The following is a 21,815-nucleotide window of genomic DNA, read 5'->3' on the forward strand; positions in this document are numbered from 1 at the left end:
TTAATCCTTCTTAGATCAAATATAGTCGATGTCTAATAACCTTCTCCATAAAAAATCTTTTATATGTTTGTAGTAAGGGTTTTAACCCTTTTTTATTAATTTTTGGAGATGTCCAATAGATAAATTGTCAGTTGTGAAAACATCTTTGCATCTTTGCGATCGAATCTGATACTTTTTTGATTCAGTAATGAGATGATTAGATTGCTTCGTGTCAAACTAGGGAGATAAATTTTTGTTAAGTTTTATTAAATATGATAGAAAATCTGAGTTTAAGAGAAAAAATTGGACAGTTAATCGTTGTACGCACTACTGGTTATATTTTTGATCATCAAATTCGTTATCCCGCATGGGAGGCTACTCAACCTCAGTTAAAAAAGTGGCTACAAGAATTAAATCTTGGGGGGGTTATTTTGTTGGGAGGTAGTTGTTCAGAAATTGCCGATCGAACACAACAGTTACAGTCATGGGCAAAAACTCCCTTACTGATTGCGGCGGATATAGAAGAAGGAGTGGGGCAGAGATTTAGTGGGGCAACTTGGTTTCCTCCCCCTATGGCGTTATCAACTATTGCTTCAAAAAATTTGAGTTTAGCTAGAGAATACGCCCGAAAAATGGGAGAGATTACCGCTAGGGAGGCTTTAGCTATGGGGATAAATTGGGTTTTAGCACCCATTTCCGATGTTAATAATAATCCCGATAATCCCGTTATCAATATTCGCTCTTTTGGGGATAATCCTGACATGGTAGCCGATTTAGCTACGGCTTTTATTGAAGGTTGTCAATGTTATCCTGTGTTGACTACTGCTAAACATTTTCCGGGGCATGGTGACACCGCAACGGATTCTCATTTACATTTACCGAAAGTTACTCACAGTAAGGAGCGTTTACAACAAATTGAGTTAATACCTTTTCAACGATCGATCGAGCATAATGTAGATAGTATCATGACTGCCCATCTATTAGTAAAGCAATTAGATGCTATTAATCCGGCTACTTTATCTTTTTCGATACTAACACAACTTTTGAGAAAGGAATTAAATTTTTCGGGATTGATTGTTACTGATGCGCTGATTATGGGGGGAGTGGCAAAATATGCTAGTCAAGGGGAAATTGCAGTAAAAGCCCTTCAAGCAGGGGCGGATATTCTCTTAATGCCTGAAAATCCTGAAGTTGCAGTGAGTTCGATCGAACAAGCGGTTAAAGATGGTATCCTGTCAGAATCACGCATTGACGAGAGTTTAGCCCGAATTACTCAGGCGAAAAGTAAGTTATCTTTTTCTGAAGCTGATTTGAGACAAATTAGCTCTGAAGGGGATAGAAAGACGGTAAAGGAAATTTTAAGCCTAAGTATGAGTTATGGCGGTGAAATGCCTATAATAAAAGCCACTGAGGGAATAAATTTGGTAGTGGTGCAGGACTTGTTAAACTGCGATTTTCTCCATCGTCAAGTACCAGCTATCACTATTCCTGAAAGCTATGGTTATCAAACTCAAGTTTTTGATCAACGAAACTTACATCTAGCACAATATCATCAACAACCGATTCTCTTACAGGCATTTATTCGGGGTAATCCTTTCTTGGGTAATGGTGGTTTAACGGAGTCTGCCAAGGCTTTTTATGAACAATTACTAGAGTTTGAGGAAGTTAAAGGTATTATCATCTATGGCAGTCCTTATATTTTAGAGTGGTTTTTGCCCCGTCTCAAAAAAAATACCCCTTGGGTTTTCAGTTACGGGCAAATGCCCCAAGCACAAGAGTTAACTTGTCAACGTCTTTTTGATTTGTCAACAGTTCATGACATTAACAAAGATAATTTTTTGTAACAGAATTTACAGAAACCTTTGCAGTTTAAGGGTTTTTACTGAGATATGAGGAGAAAATGTATCTAAAGATACATTAAGCAAACCTGTTCGATCGTTCTTTGTTAGACTATATTAAGTATAAACAAATAAAGTTTACGGAGAAAAGCAGATGAAAACATTAGAAAGAACTGCAAAAGATTACTCCATCGAAATGATTAAAGACGAAGTTCGTCATTTAGTGGAAAAAGGTACTGTTAGTCGTCATCAACCAATTTATATTTTATGCCAATATATTCCTGCTAGAGAGTGGGTATGTGTTGAATGTGAATTAGAACAATGTGATTATTTATTAAGAGATCAAATTGGGGATTTAATTGCTTCGGAAAACTGGGATAACGACTAGGAATTAAGAATTAAGAATTAAGAATTAAGAATTAGGTGTTAATTCTGCATTCTAAATTCTTTTATGTCATTGCGAGGCACGAAGCAATCCTTTTTTTTATTTCTCTTGATAAATTCTGGCTATGGCATTAGTTAATCTTTGATTTTCTTCCTGTGTTCTAACAGCAACACGAAAATATTTTTCTCCCAATTCTGGGAAACTCAAGCAATCACGAATTAAAATTTGTTCTCGTTGTAGCAATTCTAACTGTAATTGTGAACTAGGAATGCTAGTTTCTACTAATATAAAGTTAGCACTACTAGGGAGGGGTTTTAGTCCTTTTATTTGTGCTAAATCATCCCTTAATTTGTCACGGCTTGGTTTTAACCATTGCCACGTTTTTTGTTGAAATTCCGTATCTTTTAAGGCTTCTATCCCAGCTAGTGAAGCTAAACTATTAACACTCCAAGGATCACGCCATTGTTGCCATTTTTTTATTCTATCAGGATGGGTGATACCATAGCCAATTCTCAGGGCAGGAAGGCTATAAAATTTGGTGATCGATCGAACTATAATTAAATTATCATAATCTGCTATTAAGTCAATTAAACTTTGTTGCTCATCGGGTGGTAGAAAATCCATAAACGCTTCATCTATCACCACTAAAGGAAATTCTTGTAAGTAGGGTATTAAAGTCTTTTTATCCCATAGTTTGCCTGTGGGATTGTGAGGGTTGTTGACTAATAAGGCAACATTTTTTGTCGGTTGGTTTAATCCTCTTGTCAAATCTTCTAAAGGGTAGGATTGAAAGGGAATATTAAAAGTATTAAGCGCTCGTTTATAATCAGCAAAACAAGGAGAAGGAAGCAAAACCCCATCTAAATTGTGGGCTTCCCATGCTATCCATGTTAACAACTCCGCCGCCCCATTACTAGGTAACACCCAATCTGGATGGATGTGATGATGTTGCCCGATGGCTTGACGAAATTGTGGATAGTCAGGGTTAGGATAATGATCTAATTCTTTTATCCCTTTGATTATAGCTTCGATCGTACTATTAGGAGGTCCTAAAGGATTAATACTAGCAGAAAAATCAACCACAGCAGAATTAGAGCAGTTAATGAGAGTCACTGCCCAATCTAAGTTGCCTCCGTGAGTTGGTCTAGTCAAATCGGGTAAATAATGGTAATTTTAAGCAAAAATCACCCTAAAAAGAGCGATTTTTGCCTATTATACAGGAAATTAGGCTTTAGGAGGTGCAACTCTTTCTTTGAAAAGTTTACCTGCGGAAAAAGCTGGTACTTTAGTTGCTGGAATATCCATTTTTTCTCCTGTTTTAGGATTGCGCCCTTCCCGTGCTTTTCTCTCACGACTTTCAAATGAGCCAAAACCAACTAAAGTAACTTTATCTCCAGAAGACACAGCTTCCATAATGGCTTCTACGGTAGCACTGATAACAGCATCCGCTTGTTTTTTTGTTACGTCAGCCTTAGCTGAAACTGCATCTACTAATTCACCTTTGTTCATAAATTGATCTCCGATTGTTTAACTTTGTGATCATGAAAATAGAGTATAAGAATCTTAATTAGCTGAAATTACCATTAAGTAAGTGTTTTACTCTTTTTCACACTAAATCTGATATTACATGATTAATCGCTGAAATGATTAAAAATTATAGTTTTTCTCTATTTTTTTACAATTTTTAGCTTTTTTGTTAAATAATGTAACAATTTTAAAAAAAATAAGCCCTAAGAAATGATCAATTAGGGAGTTGAGGAGACAACAAGGCAGGAAGATTAGGGAATATTTTGTTAATTATTAATTGTTAATTGTTAATTGTCGATCATAATGGGAAAATGAGAACATATCATGACTGTTAGATTTATGGATAATTTACAACTTTGGCAACGCTATCAAGATTGGCTTTACTATCATCAAGGTTTAGATATTTATGTCGATGTTAGTCGCATGGGTTTTGATGATGATTTTTATACCTCTATGCTACCCAAATTCGCCTCTGCCTTCGATTCTATCACTAAACTAGAACAAGGTTCGATCGCCAACCCCGATGAAAATCGCATGGTAGGGCATTATTGGTTAAGAAATCCTGACATAGCACCTACCGAAGAAATCACACAAGAAATTATCAACGGTTTAGCAGAAATCAAAGAATTTGCTCAAAAAATTCATTCAGGCACGATAACCACCCCTCAAGGAGAAAAATTCACAGATTTACTCTCTATAGGTATCGGAGGCTCGGCTTTAGGTCCTCAATTTGTTCATCAGGCTTTAGCACCTAATCAGCCTAGTTTAAATATACACTTTATTGACAACACTGATCCCACGGGGATCGATCGAACTTTAAGCAAGTTAGGAAATAAATTAAAAACAACTTTAGTTTTAGTTATCAGTAAATCGGGAGGCACACCAGAAACCCGTAACGGTATGCTAGAGATAAAACAAGCCTACCAAAACCAAGGTTTAGATTTTTCTCGCTACGCCACCGCCATAACCATGATGGATGATAGTAGCAAACTCTATCATGTTGTCAAAGAAGAAAACTGGTTAGGTTGTTTTCCGATGTTTGACTGGGTAGGAGGGCGCACTTCCGTATTATCCGCAGTGGGTTTACTTCCAGCGTTGTTAGAAGGCATCGACATTGACGGAATGTTAGTGGGTGCAAAAGAAATGGATATTGCCACCAGAAATACAGACGTAAAAAATAACCCGGGGGCTTTATTGGCTTTGTCTTGGTATTATGCAGGAAAAGGCAAAGGTGAAAAAGATATGGTGATTTTGCCCTATAAAGATAGTCTTTTGTTATTTAGCCGTTACTTACAACAGTTGGTAATGGAATCTTTAGGCAAAGAAAAAGACTTAAATGGTAACACCGTTTATCAGGGTATTGCTGTTTATGGTAACAAAGGCTCGACAGATCAACACGCCTATGTGCAACAATTAAGAGAAGGTATCCCTAACTTTTTCGCTACTTTTATCGAAGTGTTGAAGGATAGGGAAGGAAAATCCCTCGAATTGGAAACTAATATTACCAGTGGTGATTATCTCTCTGGTTTATTGCAAGGTACAAGAAAAGCCTTATATGATAACGGTAGAGATTCCATTACTGTCACTGTCAATGAAGTCACCCCCAAAATAGTGGGGGCTTTAATTGCTTTATATGAAAGAGCAGTAAGTATTTATGCTTATTTAGTTAATATCAATGCTTATCATCAACCGGGAGTAGAAGCTGGTAAAAAAGCGGCTGCCTCGATTTTGAGTTTACAGACAGAAATCTTAACCTTACTCGAAAAAACGTCTAATTCTTTAACCATTGCTGAAATTACTTCTCAATTAGGGAAAAATGATGACATTGAGTCTATTTACAAAATTTTACGGCATTTATCCGCTAACGATCGAGGAGTTATGTTGAAGGGCGATCGAATTTCTCCCAATACATTGCAAGTGATATACTCAAAATGAATGGAGAAGGTGAAGGTGGAATGGAGAGTTAATAAATAAATATTTCTTTTCTCCAAGAAGTCTAATCAGGAATTAGCAATTAGGAATTAATTAAGAATTTTTAACAATACTAAGATAATTAAAAAATGAATCGAACCAAACAAATTATCATTAGTTTAATAATCGGATTTTGGCTTATTTTAATCGCTGTATTTTCCATTCAAAATATACAATTAGTTAGTCTAAAATTTTTCTTATTTGAATCTATTCAAGTTTCCACGGGGGTTTTATTAACTCTATGTCTAGCGGGGGGATTTTTTTTAGGTTCATTGATTCCTCTATTTTTTTCTAGTAGTTATTACAATAAATATTCTAAAAATAATAAACAAAATAGAGTTAAGAAGAATAAAAAATTAGAGTTTAAAAGAGAGTGGGAAGAAGAAAAAGATCCTCTTTTCGATTGGGAATAGTGAATAAATTCTGTCGGTTTTACTAACATTTATTAATATTTTCCCTTGTCACGGTAATTTTTCTGAAAGGTGAAGGGAAGGTGTTAGGTATTAGGTATTAGGTATTATGTCTAAACCGTTGATTTTAATAGTTTTCTGACTTATTCAGTAAACCCTATTTAGTTCGATGCTTCAAGCTCTTCTGTTGTAAACTTTTTGTCTTTTATTGCTATCACACATTTGATACAAATATTAATTTTTGTATCAAAATCCTTGTTTTTTCTTGACAAAAATGTTATTATTGATATAATAGGAATATTTTAATTTTCAAAATAAATAAAAAGACTCCCATTATGATCCATACTTTTATTATTACCTATAAGGAGAAAAAAGTCAAGGTAAAAATTAAAAATAATGGAAAATTAAGTTAAAACCTACGAATGGAGAGAATAGACAATAGACAACGGAATGGATTTGTGCTTTATGGATTTATTAGGCTTAAAACCCTTACTACAAACTTATTCAAAATATGAGAAGTCTAAGTATCTAAAAGCAAATTTCTCAATTCAGGATTGTCAACGCCTTTTTTACACAAATTATTGAGGATTGCTATATATTGATAAGGAAGGAGAAAATCGTGTGAGAAAGAAAAATGACTAATCAGCAACCAGAAGATTGGGGTAATAATCCGCAGTCATTAAGTTTAAAGCAAAAATTAGCAACCATACTCAGTAAACCGCAAACTCAAATTATTTCCTTAGTAACGGTATCGGGTATTTTAGCAGGAGGCTACGGTATCACTAGATATTTAATTAATTCGGTGATTCCCTCTCGTATCGAAACAGAGTTGGAAAAAATTTTGTCACGGGAAGTTAATTTCGGTAAGGTTAGTCATTCTCTTTTTAATGAAATTATTATCGAAGATATTGAGATTCCTCCCCTTCCTTCTGATCCTAGTTTTTTGTCGATCGAGTCTGCTAAGATTAGTTTAGATTTATGGTCATTATTATGGCAAAGACAATTACCAATTAATATTATTGCCAATGATATAACAGGTTATGGGCAACTAGATACATTATTGCCTCCCGAAGACGAGAGAAAACCCTTTCCTTCATCTCTCAAATTACCAAGTCTTCCCGTAGAAACAAAAATAAACCTCACATTACGCAACAGTAAGATAGCCATTTCTCCCAACGCTATCACAGAAGCCGTCGAAATTGACAGTCGGGGAAGGTTAACTTTACTCTATGACAACGAAAATCAACCCTTAACTTATAACTTAGAAAATCGTATCGGTTTTAGTCGTATTAATTTGCAGGGGGAAACCCTTTTAGCCGACACCGCCAGTGACAACAAAATAGAAATTCGTTATCTGAATTTACCCGAAGTAGCTAGATTAATTCCGATGCTTCCCCTTGATTTGCAAGAAGGCATCCTTAACGGCAACTTAAAAATTACCACTCCTTCTCTCTCTACTCTTAATATCAATAATGTTGAGGGGAAAGTTAATCTACAGGATGTGAAAGGAAAAGTTGATATAGCCAAACTAGACTCTTTTGAGAGTTGGGAGGTTTTAGATAGATTTAACCTCAAGGAAAAAATCCAGAAGACTCCCCTTCTTAATCAAAACTTTCAAGCAAATGTTTTTCTCGACATCAAAGAGGAATCCCTTAATGTCGAGTATGCCAGTGTAAAAATAGGAGAAATAGATGCTTCCGTGAGAGGAGAAATTAGTCAACTGGGAGGGTATAACTTACAAGGAAATCTTAACCCTGTTAACCTCAACAAAGTTTTATCTAGTCTTGGGGTAAAATCTCCTGTCTCCATCGATGGTTTATTAACCGCCAATATTTTAGTAACAGGAAATCTTGATAATCCTGACATGGAAGGTAAGGTAAAAGTTGATAAAACTTTTGTCGATAAATTAAACTTAGGCAATATTGATAGTCAATTCAAAGGCAATTTAGATAAACTCACCATTCAACAAGTCACCGTTAAACCAGCAACGGGAGGAAAAATTACGGCGGGGGGGGTGATTAATACTAACTTTAATCAAAATCCCTTAGAAGGTAAACCAGTCGAATTAACCAAGATACCTTTTAATTTGCAATTCACCGCAGATTTACCCCAAGATGTCTGGAGTAACTATGATATTTTATCAGGAAGAAGGAGTTCGATCGAACCCCTATCCTTAACCATTAGGCAAATATTAGCTAAAGGAGAAATCAAAGGAAACTTAAACAACCCCCAAGGAGAAATTTCTTTTTCCCTTCCCTCCATTTCCGCCTTGGAAGAAGAATTTGCTACGGAAGGTAAATTAGTTATTGATAAAAATAGAGTCAATATAATAGATACTCAATTAGTTAACCAAGGAAACCAAAACCGAATCCTTGTTAATGGAAATGGAAACATTAAAGAGAAAACTTATGCAGTAAATCTTAGCAGTAACGAAATTAATCTGACTCCCTTCCTTTCCCCTTTGTGTCAAATCTTCTCCTTTTGTGATGAGTCTTTCCTCAATGTTAACTTACCAACCCTTGCCCAAAATTTAGATGTCAATATTTCTGGAGACTTAGCAGAAATTAGTCTTAATAATATAGATGCCAAAGGAAAAGTTAACCTCCTCATTGACAATCAAAGAGGAAACCCCCTCCTTTCAACATCATCATCCATTAATGAAACAGGAAATATTAACCTAGACTTTAACTTAGCTAAAAGTGACTTAAACATTAACACCCAAGTTAAGCAAATTTCCCTTAATAATATCCTCCCCTCTTTGCCGAATCTCGCTAACATTCTTAATAGTCAAATAACATTAAGCGCCAACACTCAAGACTTATTCACTCCTTCCCCTGATAATAATTTTGACAATAATTCTAATCATAATTTTCCTGTCAGTTTAATAGTTACTGCCAATAGTAAATTACAGCTAGAAGAAGGATTAGTTAATACCATCGCCAGAATAGACGAAGAAACCACCACCCTAACAGCAGATGTTAGTCAAATTTCTATTAATCAATTTATTACCAGTCTTCCCCTCGACATCAACTCTAGTCAAGTTAACCTATCCGCAAAAACAAGGGAATTATCTCAATTAGCTAATCAATCTCTTGATTCTATTAATTATGAAACCCTAACCAGTCTTCCCAGTCTCAATCTCACAGCAGATATAAGGGGGAGATTTGCAGGAGGAGATTTTAATAGTCAAACTCAAGTAAAAAACAGTCAAGTTTCCTTACAAGGTTTTGCCGATGGAATTTTACTGTCTCAACTTTTGCCTAATACTAATATTAATAATAGTAATGTCACGGCAGAAAATATTAAAGCAAATGTTTCTTTAACTTCTAGTGTTTCTGATTTAGTCACTTTTACCCTTAACTATCTTGACAATCAAACTTTTTCCTCTCTACCAAGTCTTAATCTTTCTACTGATATAAAAGGAAGGTTGGCGCAAGGAAATTTTAACAGTGAAATCCTTGTCAGAAATAATCAACTTTCTTTAGAAGGGGTTGCCAATGGAATTTCTTTTTCTCAACTATTCCCTAAGAGTAACCTTAAAGTTAATAATCTTAACGGGAGTCTTTCCCTTGCCTCCAGTGTCTCCGACTTATTCTCTTTTGCTACTAATTATGTCGATAACCAATCCCTCTCACCAATACCAAGTCTCAATCTTAAAATAGATGGTAATGGTAATCTTGCCCAAGGAAAAGTTTTAGTTTCTACAAGGGTTAATAATAATCAATGGCAAAGTCGCATTAATACTCGCAATGTCAATTTTGAGACTTTAAATCAACAATTGTCTTTAATTAGTCAATCCTCCAATATTAATCTTGCTAATTTAGACAACATCAATGGTGAAATAAATCTCTCAGGGAGTCTTCTTCCTGTTTTAGCCAACAATGCTTCTTTAGCTATTAATATAGACTCGGCTAATTTTGATACTGGAAAAAATACTCTCAAAGGAAAAGGTAACTTTTATTTAGTCAATCTCTTTTCTTCCCCTGACATCAATAATTTACAGTTACAGGTGACGGCTAATTCTAATCTGAATATTATCCCTATTAATCAACTTCTGGCTTCGGCTTCTTCTGAAGATAAGGAGGGGTTTCGTTTTCTGCCAACTTCTATCGATTTAGATGGTAGGGTAAATTTTCAAGGAGTCGTCAAAGGAAACCAGTTATTAAGTAATCCTCTTGCTGAAAATAATTTGGATATTCAGGGTGACTTAATTTTGAGTAACTTTAATGTGAATCAACTGGGTTTTGAATCTGAGTTAAAGGGAAAACTTACCGCTAACTCCTCTCTGATTAACTTAGACTTGCGAGGAAAGGAGGATGTCATTGCCATTTCTTTGCCTAGGGGAAATGTTAACCTTACGCCAATTAACTTAACTACTCCTTTCTTTCCTTCTCACATAGAAATAAAACAAGGGAGAGATTCTGGTTTTTCCCTTCTCGGTAAACGTATCGATAATCAATTTAATCTTGTCTTCTCGGATTTTGCTTTAGAAACTCTGGCTTTGCAACCTGCGGTTAACTATGGGGTGAAAGGAAAACTTAAGGGGGTTTTGTCTTCGGATATAACTGTCAATCTCTCGGATTTTTCGGCTACTGGCAATGTCTCTTTAGATTCCTTCGGCTTAGGGAATATCATCGCTAATAATTTTTCTACTAATTTTAATTTTGCTAATAGCATCGCGCAGTTGGAAAATGCAAGGTTGAGTTTTGCTAATACTAACTATGATTTGGAGGGTAAATTTAATTTTGCTACTCAAGTGGTGGAGGGAAGAATGGCTTTAGAGGGTAGGGTGGAGGATATTTTTGCGACTTTGCAAATTTCTGATGTGGATACCCTCACGGCTTTACTTACCCATTGGCAAACTGGTGATGTCTTCGCTTCTGCTGATAATATACCCCCTGCCTCCGTTGGTGATGATAAGGATTCCATCAAAGCCCAAGTTAATCTTTTATATATAATAGATCAGCAAATTCGATCGATGGCGCGAGATTTGCAGTCGGGTAAAATTCCTAACGACTTAGACATCCGTGGCAAATATCAAGGGGAAATCCTCCTCGCCGGTAAAATAACCTCCCCCGAAGTCAATATCAACTTTCAAGGCAATCAATGGCAATGGCTACCGCAACAAAATTTTGCGAATATCGTGGATTCCCTCGGCTTGGTAATCGAAGAAACCCAATTTATCCCCATCGAAAAAATTGCCTTAAAGGCTTCGTGGCGAGATCAAAATTTCGCTGTGCAACCCTTTGAATTAAGCATCGCAAATAGTCAAGTTTTCTTCGCAGGAAATCTCTCGACAACTTCCCAAGCTGGAGATTTTAAAGTTGTTGATTTTCCTTTAGACTTTCTAGAAAATTTTGTTAAATTTCCAGTGGATTTAGACAGTTTAATTAGTCTCGATGGTAAGCTGTCTGGAGATATTTTTGATCCTCAAATTATTGGTAATGTAGCTTTAAAAAATACTGCTTTAGATGGTGCAATTATTGATGAAGAAATTAAGGGAATTTTTGCCTATAATAATCATGAATTAAAGGTAAGCTCGATCGAAAATCAAAACATCGAAATAAATGCCTCAATCCCTTACCATCCTTTAGTTATAGAAGATAAATCAGCCTTTATTACCGTGAAAGTAGATACCGATCGAGTGAAAATATTAGATATAATTACTCAAGGTAAAATGAGCTTAAATAGTGGTAATATTTCTTCTGATTTAAGTTTGGAAATAGCCTCAATAAATCAATTAATTAATAACTTTAAACCTGAATTAATTAGTCTAGGAGGTGAGGTTAATTTTGATAATGCAGTGGTGAATGCAGTAGGAGTAAATAACACTATTAATTTAACAGGAAAAGTTAATATTGAGCAAGAAAATCAGGTATTAAATATAGAAGAATTAAAAGGAATAATTGATAATGCAGATATAACGATCGTAGGAAATTTACCCCTATTTAATCCTATCAATAATAACGAAAATCCTCTATCAATCAAAATTTCTAATCAAAAAATAGCCATAGAAAATCTCTATACAGGGAAAATTCAAGGAGACATAACTGTTAATGGTACAGCCTTTACTCCCGAAATCGGAGGTTATGTGAGTTTAAATAATGGTAACTTTGTTTTACCTGACAGAGAAAATCTCCCTTCAACTTCTAATGGCAATAACAATAGTTTAGGCATAGGCAATAAATGGTTAGGAGACACTTCCGCCTCTAACAAGGGTATTTTTCAACCTCAATTGACAGATTTTACCTTAAAAATTGCCGATGGGCAATTAGCAGAATGGAACTTATATCGCTTTCTATTTGGGGGTGAAGTAACAGTTAACGGGGGATTGTATAATTGGCAAAATCTAAGGGCTGACGGTGCAATAAACCTTCGTAGAGGGCAGATTTACTTAGGGGGTGCAAATCCGTTGGCAGTTTTGGGTTCTAACACAGGATTTGGACAGACTACATTTTTCTTATCTCGTACTAATGAGAATAGTATCACCTTTCGTCCCGATGGAAATATCCTCAATCCTCAGATAGATATAGAAGTACAAGCTGATATTGTGGACTATTCTCGACAATTACCTACTAACAATAGAAACGAAGTACTTGATCCTATTGTAAGGGGGGGAAGGGGAGAAAATATACAAGTGGTGTTAAGAATAGATGGGGGATTGGCGCAATTATTACCAGTATTGTCTGGAGGTATTGATGATTATTGTCGCATCAAGACAACTACCCCCATTGCTGAAGAAATTAAACTGTCTTCCTCTCAATTAAATGAGGTAGCGCAATGTGTTAATTTAGCGGCATTAAATCAAAAGGGTACAAATTTAAACCTATTAAATTCTCCTCTTGTGTCTCTGCGCAGTATTCCAAATCGTAGTGAAGGAGAGTTAATTAATTTGATAGTAGGGGGGCAATTATTAAATTTAGCGACTCAATTGCAAGATTTAAGTGGTCAAGATTTATTTGAAAATGGTTTAGTTCAGTTTATTCTTGTACCATTAACTAATAATATCAGTTTTGGTATTAATGAAAAAGTGAGTACTTGGGGTAAACCTTTGGGCATGAAAGATTTAAGGATTTTTCCTTTAGTGGAGGGGGTTTATGAGGTGAAGGAAGATTCTAACGTCACAGTATCCTATGATTATATTTATGGGGAATATAAGGTGCGTTATCAGATGCGATTTTAAAGGATGAGTGTCAATATTTGATCATTATCTGCCTTTTTCCCCTATACTAAAGGTATCCTGTGTAATAAAAGGATAAAAAATCAGTAAATTAGTACTTAATACCCAAAAGGTTGAAGAATTTGCCGTGAGTCATTCCGCCACTTTAACACTCAGTTCGATGTTGCAACAACAAGTATCGGACACAAACCGTTTAAGATTGTTTTCCGGTTCAGCCAATATTGGTTTAGCTACGGAAGTAGCTCGATATTTAGGCATGGATTTAGGTCCTATGATTCGCAAAAGATTTGCAGACGGAGAATTATATGTCCAAATTCAAGAATCGATTCGAGGTTGTGATGTCTATTTAATCCAACCTTGTTGTAATCCCGTCAATGATAATCTGATGGAGTTGCTAATTATGATTGATGCTTGTCGTCGAGCATCAGCACGGCAAATAACAGCAGTTATCCCTTATTATTCTTATGCTAGAGCCGATCGAAAAACGGCTGGTAGAGAATCTATTTCTGCCAAATTAGTTGCCAATTTAATCACTAAAGCCGGAGCTCATCGAGTTTTAGCGATGGATTTGCATTCAGCCCAAATTCAGGGTTATTTCGACATTCCCTTAGATCATGTCTATGGTTCGCCTGTAATTCTCGATTATTTCCAACAAAAGCGTATTGAAGATTTAGTTGTGGTATCTCCTGACGTTGGTGGAGTTGCCAGAGCGAGAGCCTTTGCGAAAAAATTAGATGATGCACCTCTTGCCATTATCGACAAACGCCGTCAAGCTCATAACGTAGCAGAAGTGATGAATGTTATCGGCGATGTTAAGGGCAAAAATGCCATTTTAGTGGATGACATGATTGATACAGCGGGAACATTATTAGAAGGTGCAAGACTCTTGAAGAAAGAAGGAGCGAATAAAATATATGCTTGTGCTACTCATGCCGTGTTTTCTGGTCCTGCGGTATCTCGTCTTTCCAGCGATGTCTTTGAAGAAGTCGTGGTAACTAATACTATTCCGATTCCTTTGGATAACTATTTCCCTCAATTAAAAGTGTTATCGGTGGCAAATCTTCTGGGAGAAACCATTTGGCGGATTCATGAGGATAGCTCTGTTAGTATCATGTTTCGATAAAGTGAGGAGTTAGGAGATAGAAGATAGGAGACAGTAAGAGGATTAAAATATCTTAGTTTCAAATTCTCAATTCTTAACGCTCCAACACTCTAACTCCTCAACAGCTAAATTAACTCACATTGTGCATGGTGTCTCAATAGATGATCGCACAACACAAGGGCAACCATAGCTTCTACCATGGGGACTGCTCTTGGTAATACGCAAGGATCGTGCCTTCCCTTTGCTGCTAGGGTGGTTTCTTCTCCTTCCTTACTAACGGTATTTTGTTCTTTGCCAATGGTGGCGGTAGGCTTAAAGGCGGCCCTTAGCACGATGTTTTCACCGTTACTGATACCCCCTTGAATACCGCCCGATCGATTCGTCTTAGTACGGGTGTTTCCCTGTTGATCAAGATAAAATTCGTCATTGTGTTGGCTACCTGTAAGGGTTGTACCGTGAAAACCTGAGCCGATTTCAAAGCCTTTGGTAGCGGGTAAAGACATAATCGCTTTTGCTAAATCTGCTTCTAGTTTATCAAAAACTGGCTCTCCTAATCCTTTGGGTAAGTTTCTGACAACACACTCCACAACACCGCCTAGAGAGTCTTTTTCTCGGCGTATATCGTCAATGAGGTTGATCATTTTTTCGGCACATTCTTTGTCAGGGCAACGAACTATATTACTTTCTACTTGTTCAATAGTTACAGTATGTTCATCGACTACGGCTTCTAAGTTTTTAATACTTTTTACATAGGCTATAATTTCGACTCCTGCTATTTGATGGAGGATTTTTTTTGCGATCGCACCTGCGGCTACTCTACCGATAGTTTCTCGGGCAGATGATCTTCCGCCACCTTGCCAGTTACGAATACCATACTTAGAATCATAGGTAGCATCAGCATGGGAGGGGCGATATTTTACTGCCATTTCGTCATAGTCGCTCGATCGAGCATCTTTATTTCGGACTAAGATGGCGATAGGAGTGCCTAAAGTTTTGCCTTCAAAAACCCCTGAGACAATTTCGCATAAATCTGATTCATTACGGGGGGTAGTAATCTTACTTTGCCCCGGTTTGCGACGATTTAACTCAATTTGGATTTCTTCTTCTGAGATTTCGATGAGGGGAGGACATCCATCGATAACTACTCCCACTCCTCCCCCATGGGATTCTCCAAAGGTTGATATTCTAAATAATGTACCGAAGTTACTACTCATTCAATATTTGTAAATTAGAAATTAAAACAAAAATAATCATAATAATTGTTAAACTAAATTCAGATGTCACCATCTGAACTCGTCTTCAAAACCGTGCATGAGAGTTTCCACCTCACACGGCTCCTCTCCGATAAACCCCTTGTCATGGGTACGATTCAGACTACCATCTCTAGCAGTCTTCTCATCGTGGCAATGTCTGTGAAGAACCTGTAGATTATTATACATCTCCTTTCCACCTTTCGATTTAGGAATGATGTGGTCGATTTCTAACAAGTCTCCGTCTTTAAAGTTTAATCCACATTGACTACACTTTCCTTTCTGCTTCTTGAGTAATGTTGTCATTCTCATTGATACTTCAGGGTGTTTTCCTATTCGGGCTGTCCAATATATCCAGTCCCAATCAAAAGGTGATTTTTCTCCCTTGACTTTGGTATGTCTTTTGATTTCCGTTTCGCTATGACTTAGGAGTTTCATTCCATCTTCATCTTTGGTTGAAAATACCCATGTTCTTAAACCGTAAGTGTGCCAATATTTCTTGGCTACCCATGATTTATTTTTATTGGGATGTCTTCTTTCCGCCCATCTCTTGAGTTGTTGATATAATATATGGTCACACTTCGAGTAAATCTCTTTACTGCACACAGAGCTGTAATAGTTCGCCCAACCCCTAATGATGGGATTGAGTTCCTTAATCAGTGTTATCTGTGGGCTTGATTTGTGTTTTCTAATTATATCCCCAATCTTTTTTATATGGGATTTGATTTTATTCTTAGATGGTTTTATGATGGTTTTATATCCAAGTGGCACACCGATAGTACTTAAACCAGTGTGTGTTTTCCCAACTTCGTATTGACGGATATTAAATCCTAAGAAGTCAAAGCCCGTGTTTCCTTCATAACGATTCAGTGTATGAGAGATACGGGTTTTACTTGGTTTTAGTTCGAGTCCTAATTCTTCCAACCAGTTTTCGATAATTTCTTTACATTGAATGATTCTCTCAATGTCTTTGTGAAGTATCACAAAATCATCTGCATATCGAATTATGCTGAGGCTATCCATATTATTTTCCTTACCACCTTTCCATGTACCTGCAAACTTTTTGAGTTCTATTTCCATGCCATGAAGGGCTATATTTGATAAAAGTGGAGATATTACACCTCCCTGTGGTGTGCCTTCTTTAGTAGGAAATAGTTGTTTATTGTCCATGTATCCACTCTTTAACCATGATTTAATCTCACGTCTTAATTGTGGGTAGGTTTCAAGTTTTGTAAGTAATTTATCGTGGTTTATTCTATCAAAACACTTGGCAATATCAGCATCTAATATATATTTTGGTTTATATCTGATGGATTTGAAGATTGCTTGGATTGCGTCATGACATGACCTAGCTGGTCGAGAACCATAACTGTTCGGTTCAAATTTCGCTTCCCATTGGGGTTCTAAGGCTAATTTGACTAAACATTGTTTGATTCTATCTTCTATACACGGTATCCCAAGCGGTCTTGTTTCCCCATTTGGTTTAGGTATGTTGACTCTACGAGTCGGTTTACATTTACCTCTAAGTTTTATTTGACCTGTAATTTCTAGGCGTTGCTTTGGGGTCAAAGACTTAACTCCATCCACTCCTGCTGTTTTCTTACCCTGATTATCCTGAGTTACCTTTCTGGTTGCTAGAAGTTTCCCGTAATAGGATTTTACGAGTAATCTTTGTAGACTATGAACCAGTTTGACATTACCATTTTGACTCGCTCTATAGATTCTTTTCTGTAGTCTAAATACTTGTTTTTCTACGACTTTCCACTGTACGGATTGCCATGAAGTCCAGTTATTTAGTTTATCAATCGATTTAATCGTTGTCATAATTTTGCTACTTCATTGACTCTATTATGTTTATCAAAGTGACTACGTCAGCATATCCTTTACATTACATAAAAGCATTGGCTTCTTAGTCAATCCTTCCTCCCATAACCTTACGCTGGTTACTACTCAAAGTATTCGACCTCTTCGAGAGATTATCGGAGGTTAACTCGTTCCCTATATCCTTCCGTCAATCTTTGAGGATTGCGGTATTACTTAACCTTAGACTTCCTTTATCCACCGACTCTTTATATTTGTCTCTAGTTCAGACAACATAATCTGCTAGTATGTTAGAGCTTTACCTTTTGGTCTAGCCTATCAGCCTTTTGGCTAGTTTTAGATAACGATGCTTCAGACAAGGATTCCTCGCGTAGTCATAGTTAATTTGCTCGATGGAGTTCCCCTTTAGGCTAGGAGTTACCACCTTTTAACCGAGCTTCAGAGTATGAGTTACCACCTCAAGTCACTGTCGGTTATGCTGTCACGTTGACAATAACGGGTAGGGCTTTCACCTACAAGGATATGGAGTTGTCAAGGTACATTTCTGTTAACCTTGCCTAGCTTACGTTTTGGTATTAACCTAGACTTTTGCTAGAACGATCCGCACATATTGATCCTAATTATAGTAAAAGGTGTTCACAGATTTTTATCAGAAGAATGGAATAGTTTAGGTTCGATCGATCGAGATAGAATAAAAAATAATTAATTAAGAGGTAATTATTATGGAAACAACGATTACAGTAACTTTTTCCGATGAAGGAAAATTAGAACTTCCTTCAGAAATTAGTCAAATATTTTCTGATGGTGAGCAATATTCTGTGATTACAAAAGATGATACAGTTATTTTTCAAAAAGTCCCTAAATTTGATTGGGATGACTGGGAAAAACGTCTTGATGAAGCAGGTGATGATCCTGATAAAATGACGATAGAAGAAATTTGTGAAATTGTCCGAGAAGTACGCCGAGAAATGAAAAAATGAAAGTAGTTTTAGATACAAATATTTGGGTATCTCTTTACTCTTTTCCTCTTTCGATCGAATTATCTCAAAATTAGGTCAATTCAGTACTTCTCCAGCTTAATTTTAAGTTTAACCAATAATTCCAAATAGTCACCAGTGCGATCGAGATTAAGTTAGCAATATAGCGATTTAACCCAAACACATTAAAGAAGAAATTTAGTAATAAAACATTAATAATTAATCCTCCTAAACAGATGATATTAAACTTAATTAATCGCTTAATTTTTTGACGTTTACCCGGTTGTTTTTGGGAAATATCCCTAAATGTCCAAGCATCATTCCAGAGAAAATTATTAATAATTGCTAATTCTGAGGCAATAATTTTACTACGGGTTAAAGGAAGTGCTAAAGTAGAAGGATCACTAAGAAGATATAAAAATGTCATATCAACAAATACGCCACTAAAACCCACTAATCCGAAACGAATAAAACGGTTAATTTGCCACAAAGAAAATCTTAAACGAATTAAATGACGAATATAATCGATATACTGTTTTTTCGTGACTTTACTTTCTCCCTCTTGTCGTTCTTGAAATACATAACCAACTTCTGCAATCCAGCCGACTTTTCCCCTTCCTAATACTTCCACTAAAATTTTATAGCCTAAAGGACTAAGATGAGTGTCGATTAAACAACGGCGACGCACCAAAAAATAACCACTCATGGGATCGGAAACTCTACCAATTACTTCGGGTAATATGATTAATCCTAAAGTTTGCGCACCACGGGATAAAAAACGCCTTAAGGCACTCCAGTCGCTAACTCCTCCCCCCTCTGCATTACGACTGGCTACGGCTAAATCTGCTCCTTTTTGTATTTCTTTCCATAAATTGAGTAGGGTTTCGGGAGGATGTTGTAAATCTGCGTCAATGACTCCTAAGATTTCTCCTCGCGCCACTTGCCAACCTCTTATCACGGCGGTAGATAATCCTTTTTCTTTTTCCCTTCTCATCACTCTTAAACTGGGGTATTCTTCTGTTAATTCTAAGGCAATTTCCCAAGTTCGATCGAAACTATCATCATCAACTATAATTAGTTCATATTCATGAGGAATAATTTGTTCTAATAATTGAGTAATTTGTGCTACTAAATTTTTAATATTTTTTCCTTCGTTATAAGTAGGAATAATTAACGAAAATAAAATAGGATCATCATGGGGTTTTATTCCATTATGGTTAGGTATTGGGATTAATTTTTCCAAATTCATTGAGTTTTATAATAGAAGAAAAAATAAAATTTGTTATTTTGATAAATTAAAGTATTTATTGAGAATGCAGAATGGAAAATGGAGAATGAAAAATTAATAAGCAAATTCTTAATTCTTAATTCTCAAAGAATTTATTGCCAAAAGCGAGATTTATTCGAGGAATTTTTACCATATTTTTGTCTTAATAATTGCCATATTGCGGTTAAACAAGTTTTAGCCTCACTCACAGAATATCCATGATAACGACACAATAACCCTTGTTGTAAAGTAGTGACCCCTACTATTAAATCACTAAACTGACTATTAATTAACTCTCTAATTTCCCCTATTACATCTTTATCTTTATCGGTAGAAATTAAGATTAAACTAGCGATGACAGGTTGAGAAGCTAAACCGTTAATCTCATTAAAAAGGTTACTTTCTCCTTGTAGTGATTGTCGATCGATCCATAAAGGTTGATGATTGTGCCATACCTCAGTATAGTTGAGCCATTGCCCTTGGGTAAAGGTTTCTCCCCGAGCAGTTCTACCAAAACGGATGATTTCCCATGCTAACCATGTGCTATTATCTCCTAATTTCACTGTCATTTTTTGCTGATATTGACACTCATTGAATACGATCGATTCTTGGGGTAAATATTCTAAATAAGTGTTATTTTCTAACTTAATAACTATGTTTTGAAAGGCTTTTTTTTCTTGGGTACGATAAATTTTTGTAGCGGAGGGAGTGGTAATAAAAACTTGAGAATTAGATAATAAATGAATATTTTGAGTAAGAATATCTCCGCCAACAATGCCTCCTGCTGTGTGTAAAATCACACTATGACAAATATCATCACCTTCAGGATAAAAAGCCCTTTGAAGTTTAAATGGTGATTGATGATAAGCAGATTTTACCTTTGTTTTGCCTTCGTTATATTCATAAACTAAGTTAATTTTTCCTTGCCAACTCCCTTCTAACATTGTGTTTTTTTGTTACTATTTATTGATGATAATTTATGGATTCGATCGAGCTTACCCCAAAGTAATAGAAATATCAACCCGTTTTAGCAATTCTGCTCCCAATTAACATTACCCATAGATTTAGCTATATTAAAACACGAATCGAAGCTCGATCGAAAAAGATAATTAATCGGTATAACTAAATTAAGTATTAATTTCTAACCAATGCAATTTCTATAACTTTTTCCTCCTTGGTTATTTTTGTTTGCTTTAATTAGGTTATTTTAATAATTAGAAAATTTTTATCTTTTACTACTAAGAAAATTTAAGACAATGTTGTTAAATAATTCTGGTGATTCATCATGAATACAATGACCAAGATTATCTAATAATTGTAATTCAATATTAGGATTTATTTGTGCTAATTTTTCTGCTTGAATGGGGGGAATAAGTCGATCGAGCTTACCCCAAAGTAATAACATAGGAATATCAACCCGTTTTAGCAATTCTTCCACAGAAGTAGAAAAATCTCCCATAGTTTTACTCAATGCTATTAAAGCACGCGCCGAACCTCGATCGAAGGTTGGAGAACTGATAAAATTAACTAACTCATCATCAACGTTAGTATGATCAATATAGGCAACCTTAAGACTACGGCGGATAATATTAGGTTGACGTACAACATAAAAAAGGAGGCGTATAAGTAACGGTGAAGCCACCAAATTTTCTAAGGTTTTAACCAACGGTTGCAAAGCAGAAGGTATCATTTTTTGTCGAGAGGAAACATCAGGTAAACTTACCATTACCAACTTGGTAGCGATATGGGGATTTTGTGCTACGGTATTTAAGGCAATTAATGATCCGATCGAATTACCGATAATAATACAAGGTTGATTAATAAAAGTGTGCCAAAAATCAGCAACTAATTCTGTCCATAACTCAATACCATAGTTAGTATAGGCTTTTTTCGATGATCCAAAACCCAGTAAATCCAGAGCATAAACCGTATGATACTGACTCAACACAGAAGTATTATGTCGCCAATGTCCTAAAGAAGCCCCAAAACCGTGTAATAAGATAATGGGTATATCCCTCGACTGGTTTTCGGAAGCTACCCTTGCAAAACTATAATGAATGTGCCAACCACGCCACATCCAATCCCTTTCATTGCCTGAATAAATCATA

The 21,815-nt window shown here is 35.9% G+C and carries 14 protein-coding genes; 7 read left to right on the forward strand and 7 right to left on the reverse strand.

Features of this window, described 5'->3' with window-relative positions:
* The first annotated feature begins 251 nt into the window (after positions 1-251).
* Both SYN6308_RS15525 and SYN6308_RS15530 read left to right on the forward strand, forming a co-directional pair.
* Positions 252-1,823 carry a glycoside hydrolase family 3 protein gene (locus tag SYN6308_RS15525; RefSeq protein WP_017295369.1) on the forward strand — a complete coding sequence of 524 codons (1,572 nt, stop codon included), beginning with the start codon at positions 252-254 and terminating at the stop codon, positions 1,821-1,823.
* Between the two features lie 148 nt (positions 1,824-1,971).
* A complete protein-coding gene (locus SYN6308_RS15530; protein ID WP_017295370.1) occupies positions 1,972-2,205 on the forward strand; it encodes a DUF4327 family protein in 234 nt (77 codons plus the stop codon).
* Between the two features lie 96 nt (positions 2,206-2,301).
* Here the strand turns inward: SYN6308_RS15530 and cobD are convergent, their stop codons facing one another.
* Both cobD and SYN6308_RS15540 read right to left on the reverse strand, forming a co-directional pair.
* Positions 2,302-3,354, reverse strand: a complete 1,053-nt coding sequence (gene cobD, locus SYN6308_RS15535) for a threonine-phosphate decarboxylase CobD (RefSeq protein ID WP_017295371.1) — start codon at positions 3,352-3,354, stop codon at positions 2,302-2,304.
* Positions 3,355-3,426: 72 nt separating this feature from the next.
* Positions 3,427-3,711 (reverse strand): HU family DNA-binding protein, encoded by a 285-nt coding sequence (locus SYN6308_RS15540; RefSeq protein ID WP_017295372.1) that lies wholly within the window; start codon positions 3,709-3,711, stop codon positions 3,427-3,429.
* A gap of 357 nt (positions 3,712-4,068) precedes the next feature.
* Here SYN6308_RS15540 and SYN6308_RS15545 point away from each other — a divergent pair, with 357 nt between their 5' ends.
* The 4 genes from SYN6308_RS15545 to SYN6308_RS15560 all read left to right on the forward strand — a co-directional run bounded on the left by SYN6308_RS15545 (position 4,069) and on the right by SYN6308_RS15560 (position 14,413).
* The gene (locus tag SYN6308_RS15545; RefSeq protein WP_026102112.1) at positions 4,069-5,664 is read left to right on the forward strand and encodes a glucose-6-phosphate isomerase; all 1,596 of its coding nucleotides are present in this window, start codon (positions 4,069-4,071) and stop codon (positions 5,662-5,664) included.
* 125 nt (positions 5,665-5,789) lie between these two features.
* Positions 5,790-6,113, forward strand: coding sequence for a lipopolysaccharide assembly protein LapA domain-containing protein (locus SYN6308_RS15550; protein WP_017295374.1), 324 nt, complete (start codon positions 5,790-5,792; stop codon positions 6,111-6,113).
* 631 nt (positions 6,114-6,744) lie between these two features.
* Positions 6,745-13,293 carry a translocation/assembly module TamB domain-containing protein gene (locus tag SYN6308_RS15555; RefSeq protein ID WP_017295375.1) on the forward strand — a complete coding sequence of 2,183 codons (6,549 nt, stop codon included), beginning with the start codon at positions 6,745-6,747 and terminating at the stop codon, positions 13,291-13,293.
* 124 nt (positions 13,294-13,417) lie between these two features.
* A complete protein-coding gene (locus tag SYN6308_RS15560; RefSeq protein ID WP_026102113.1) occupies positions 13,418-14,413 on the forward strand; it encodes a ribose-phosphate pyrophosphokinase in 996 nt (331 codons plus the stop codon).
* A 104-nt stretch (positions 14,414-14,517) separates the two neighbouring features.
* Here the strand turns inward: SYN6308_RS15560 and aroC are convergent, their stop codons facing one another.
* Positions 14,518-15,606 (reverse strand): chorismate synthase, encoded by a 1,089-nt coding sequence (gene aroC / locus SYN6308_RS15565; protein ID WP_017295377.1) that lies wholly within the window; start codon positions 15,604-15,606, stop codon positions 14,518-14,520.
* A gap of 66 nt (positions 15,607-15,672) precedes the next feature.
* Entirely contained in the window at positions 15,673-17,466 is a 1,794-nt protein-coding gene (gene ltrA / locus SYN6308_RS22710; RefSeq protein ID WP_083879539.1) for a group II intron reverse transcriptase/maturase, read from the reverse strand.
* 719 nt (positions 17,467-18,185) lie between these two features.
* On the opposite strand from ltrA, the gene SYN6308_RS15575 reads away from it, so the two are divergent.
* Positions 18,186-18,443: a hypothetical protein gene (locus tag SYN6308_RS15575; protein WP_017295378.1), complete on the forward strand. Its 258-nt coding sequence runs from the start codon at positions 18,186-18,188 to the stop codon at positions 18,441-18,443.
* Between the two features lie 70 nt (positions 18,444-18,513).
* Here SYN6308_RS15575 and SYN6308_RS15580 read toward each other — a convergent pair whose 3' ends face one another.
* The 3 genes from SYN6308_RS15580 to SYN6308_RS15590 all read right to left on the reverse strand — a co-directional run bounded on the left by SYN6308_RS15580 (position 18,514) and on the right by SYN6308_RS15590 (position 21,814).
* Positions 18,514-19,689, reverse strand: a complete 1,176-nt coding sequence (locus tag SYN6308_RS15580) for a glycosyltransferase (RefSeq protein ID WP_017295379.1) — start codon at positions 19,687-19,689, stop codon at positions 18,514-18,516.
* 131 nt (positions 19,690-19,820) lie between these two features.
* Complete coding sequence (locus SYN6308_RS15585; RefSeq protein WP_017295380.1) at positions 19,821-20,651, reverse strand: urease accessory protein UreD; 831 nt, start codon at positions 20,649-20,651, stop codon at positions 19,821-19,823.
* A gap of 281 nt (positions 20,652-20,932) precedes the next feature.
* Positions 20,933-21,814, reverse strand: coding sequence for an alpha/beta fold hydrolase (locus tag SYN6308_RS15590; protein ID WP_017295381.1), 882 nt, complete (start codon positions 21,812-21,814; stop codon positions 20,933-20,935).
* Position 21,815: the final 1 nt, after the last annotated feature.

Origin of the sequence: Geminocystis herdmanii PCC 6308 (assembly GCF_000332235.1) — a bacterium.
Lineage (GTDB): Bacteria > Cyanobacteriota > Cyanobacteriia > Cyanobacteriales > Cyanobacteriaceae > Geminocystis > Geminocystis herdmanii.

Excerpts from the sequence above, each read along its gene's own strand:
- SYN6308_RS15580 (WP_017295379.1), bottom strand. The coding sequence starts at position 19,689 with ATGAATTTGGAAAAATTAATCCCAATACCTAACCATAATGGAATAAAA.
- SYN6308_RS15550 (WP_017295374.1), top strand. The coding sequence starts at position 5,790 with ATGAATCGAACCAAACAAATTATCATTAGTTTAATAATCGGATTTTGG.
- SYN6308_RS15585 (WP_017295380.1), bottom strand. The coding sequence starts at position 20,651 with ATGTTAGAAGGGAGTTGGCAAGGAAAAATTAACTTAGTTTATGAATAT.
- SYN6308_RS15540 (WP_017295372.1), bottom strand. The coding sequence starts at position 3,711 with ATGAACAAAGGTGAATTAGTAGATGCAGTTTCAGCTAAGGCTGACGTA.
- SYN6308_RS15555 (WP_017295375.1), top strand. The coding sequence starts at position 6,745 with ATGACTAATCAGCAACCAGAAGATTGGGGTAATAATCCGCAGTCATTA.
- SYN6308_RS15530 (WP_017295370.1), top strand. The coding sequence starts at position 1,972 with ATGAAAACATTAGAAAGAACTGCAAAAGATTACTCCATCGAAATGATT.
- SYN6308_RS15575 (WP_017295378.1), top strand. The coding sequence starts at position 18,186 with ATGGAAACAACGATTACAGTAACTTTTTCCGATGAAGGAAAATTAGAA.
- aroC (WP_017295377.1), bottom strand. The coding sequence starts at position 15,606 with ATGAGTAGTAACTTCGGTACATTATTTAGAATATCAACCTTTGGAGAA.
- ltrA (WP_083879539.1), bottom strand. The coding sequence starts at position 17,466 with ATGACAACGATTAAATCGATTGATAAACTAAATAACTGGACTTCATGG.
- SYN6308_RS15525 (WP_017295369.1), top strand. The coding sequence starts at position 252 with ATGATAGAAAATCTGAGTTTAAGAGAAAAAATTGGACAGTTAATCGTT.
- SYN6308_RS15590 (WP_017295381.1), bottom strand. The coding sequence starts at position 21,814 with ATGATTTATTCAGGCAATGAAAGGGATTGGATGTGGCGTGGTTGGCAC.
- SYN6308_RS15545 (WP_026102112.1), top strand. The coding sequence starts at position 4,069 with ATGGATAATTTACAACTTTGGCAACGCTATCAAGATTGGCTTTACTAT.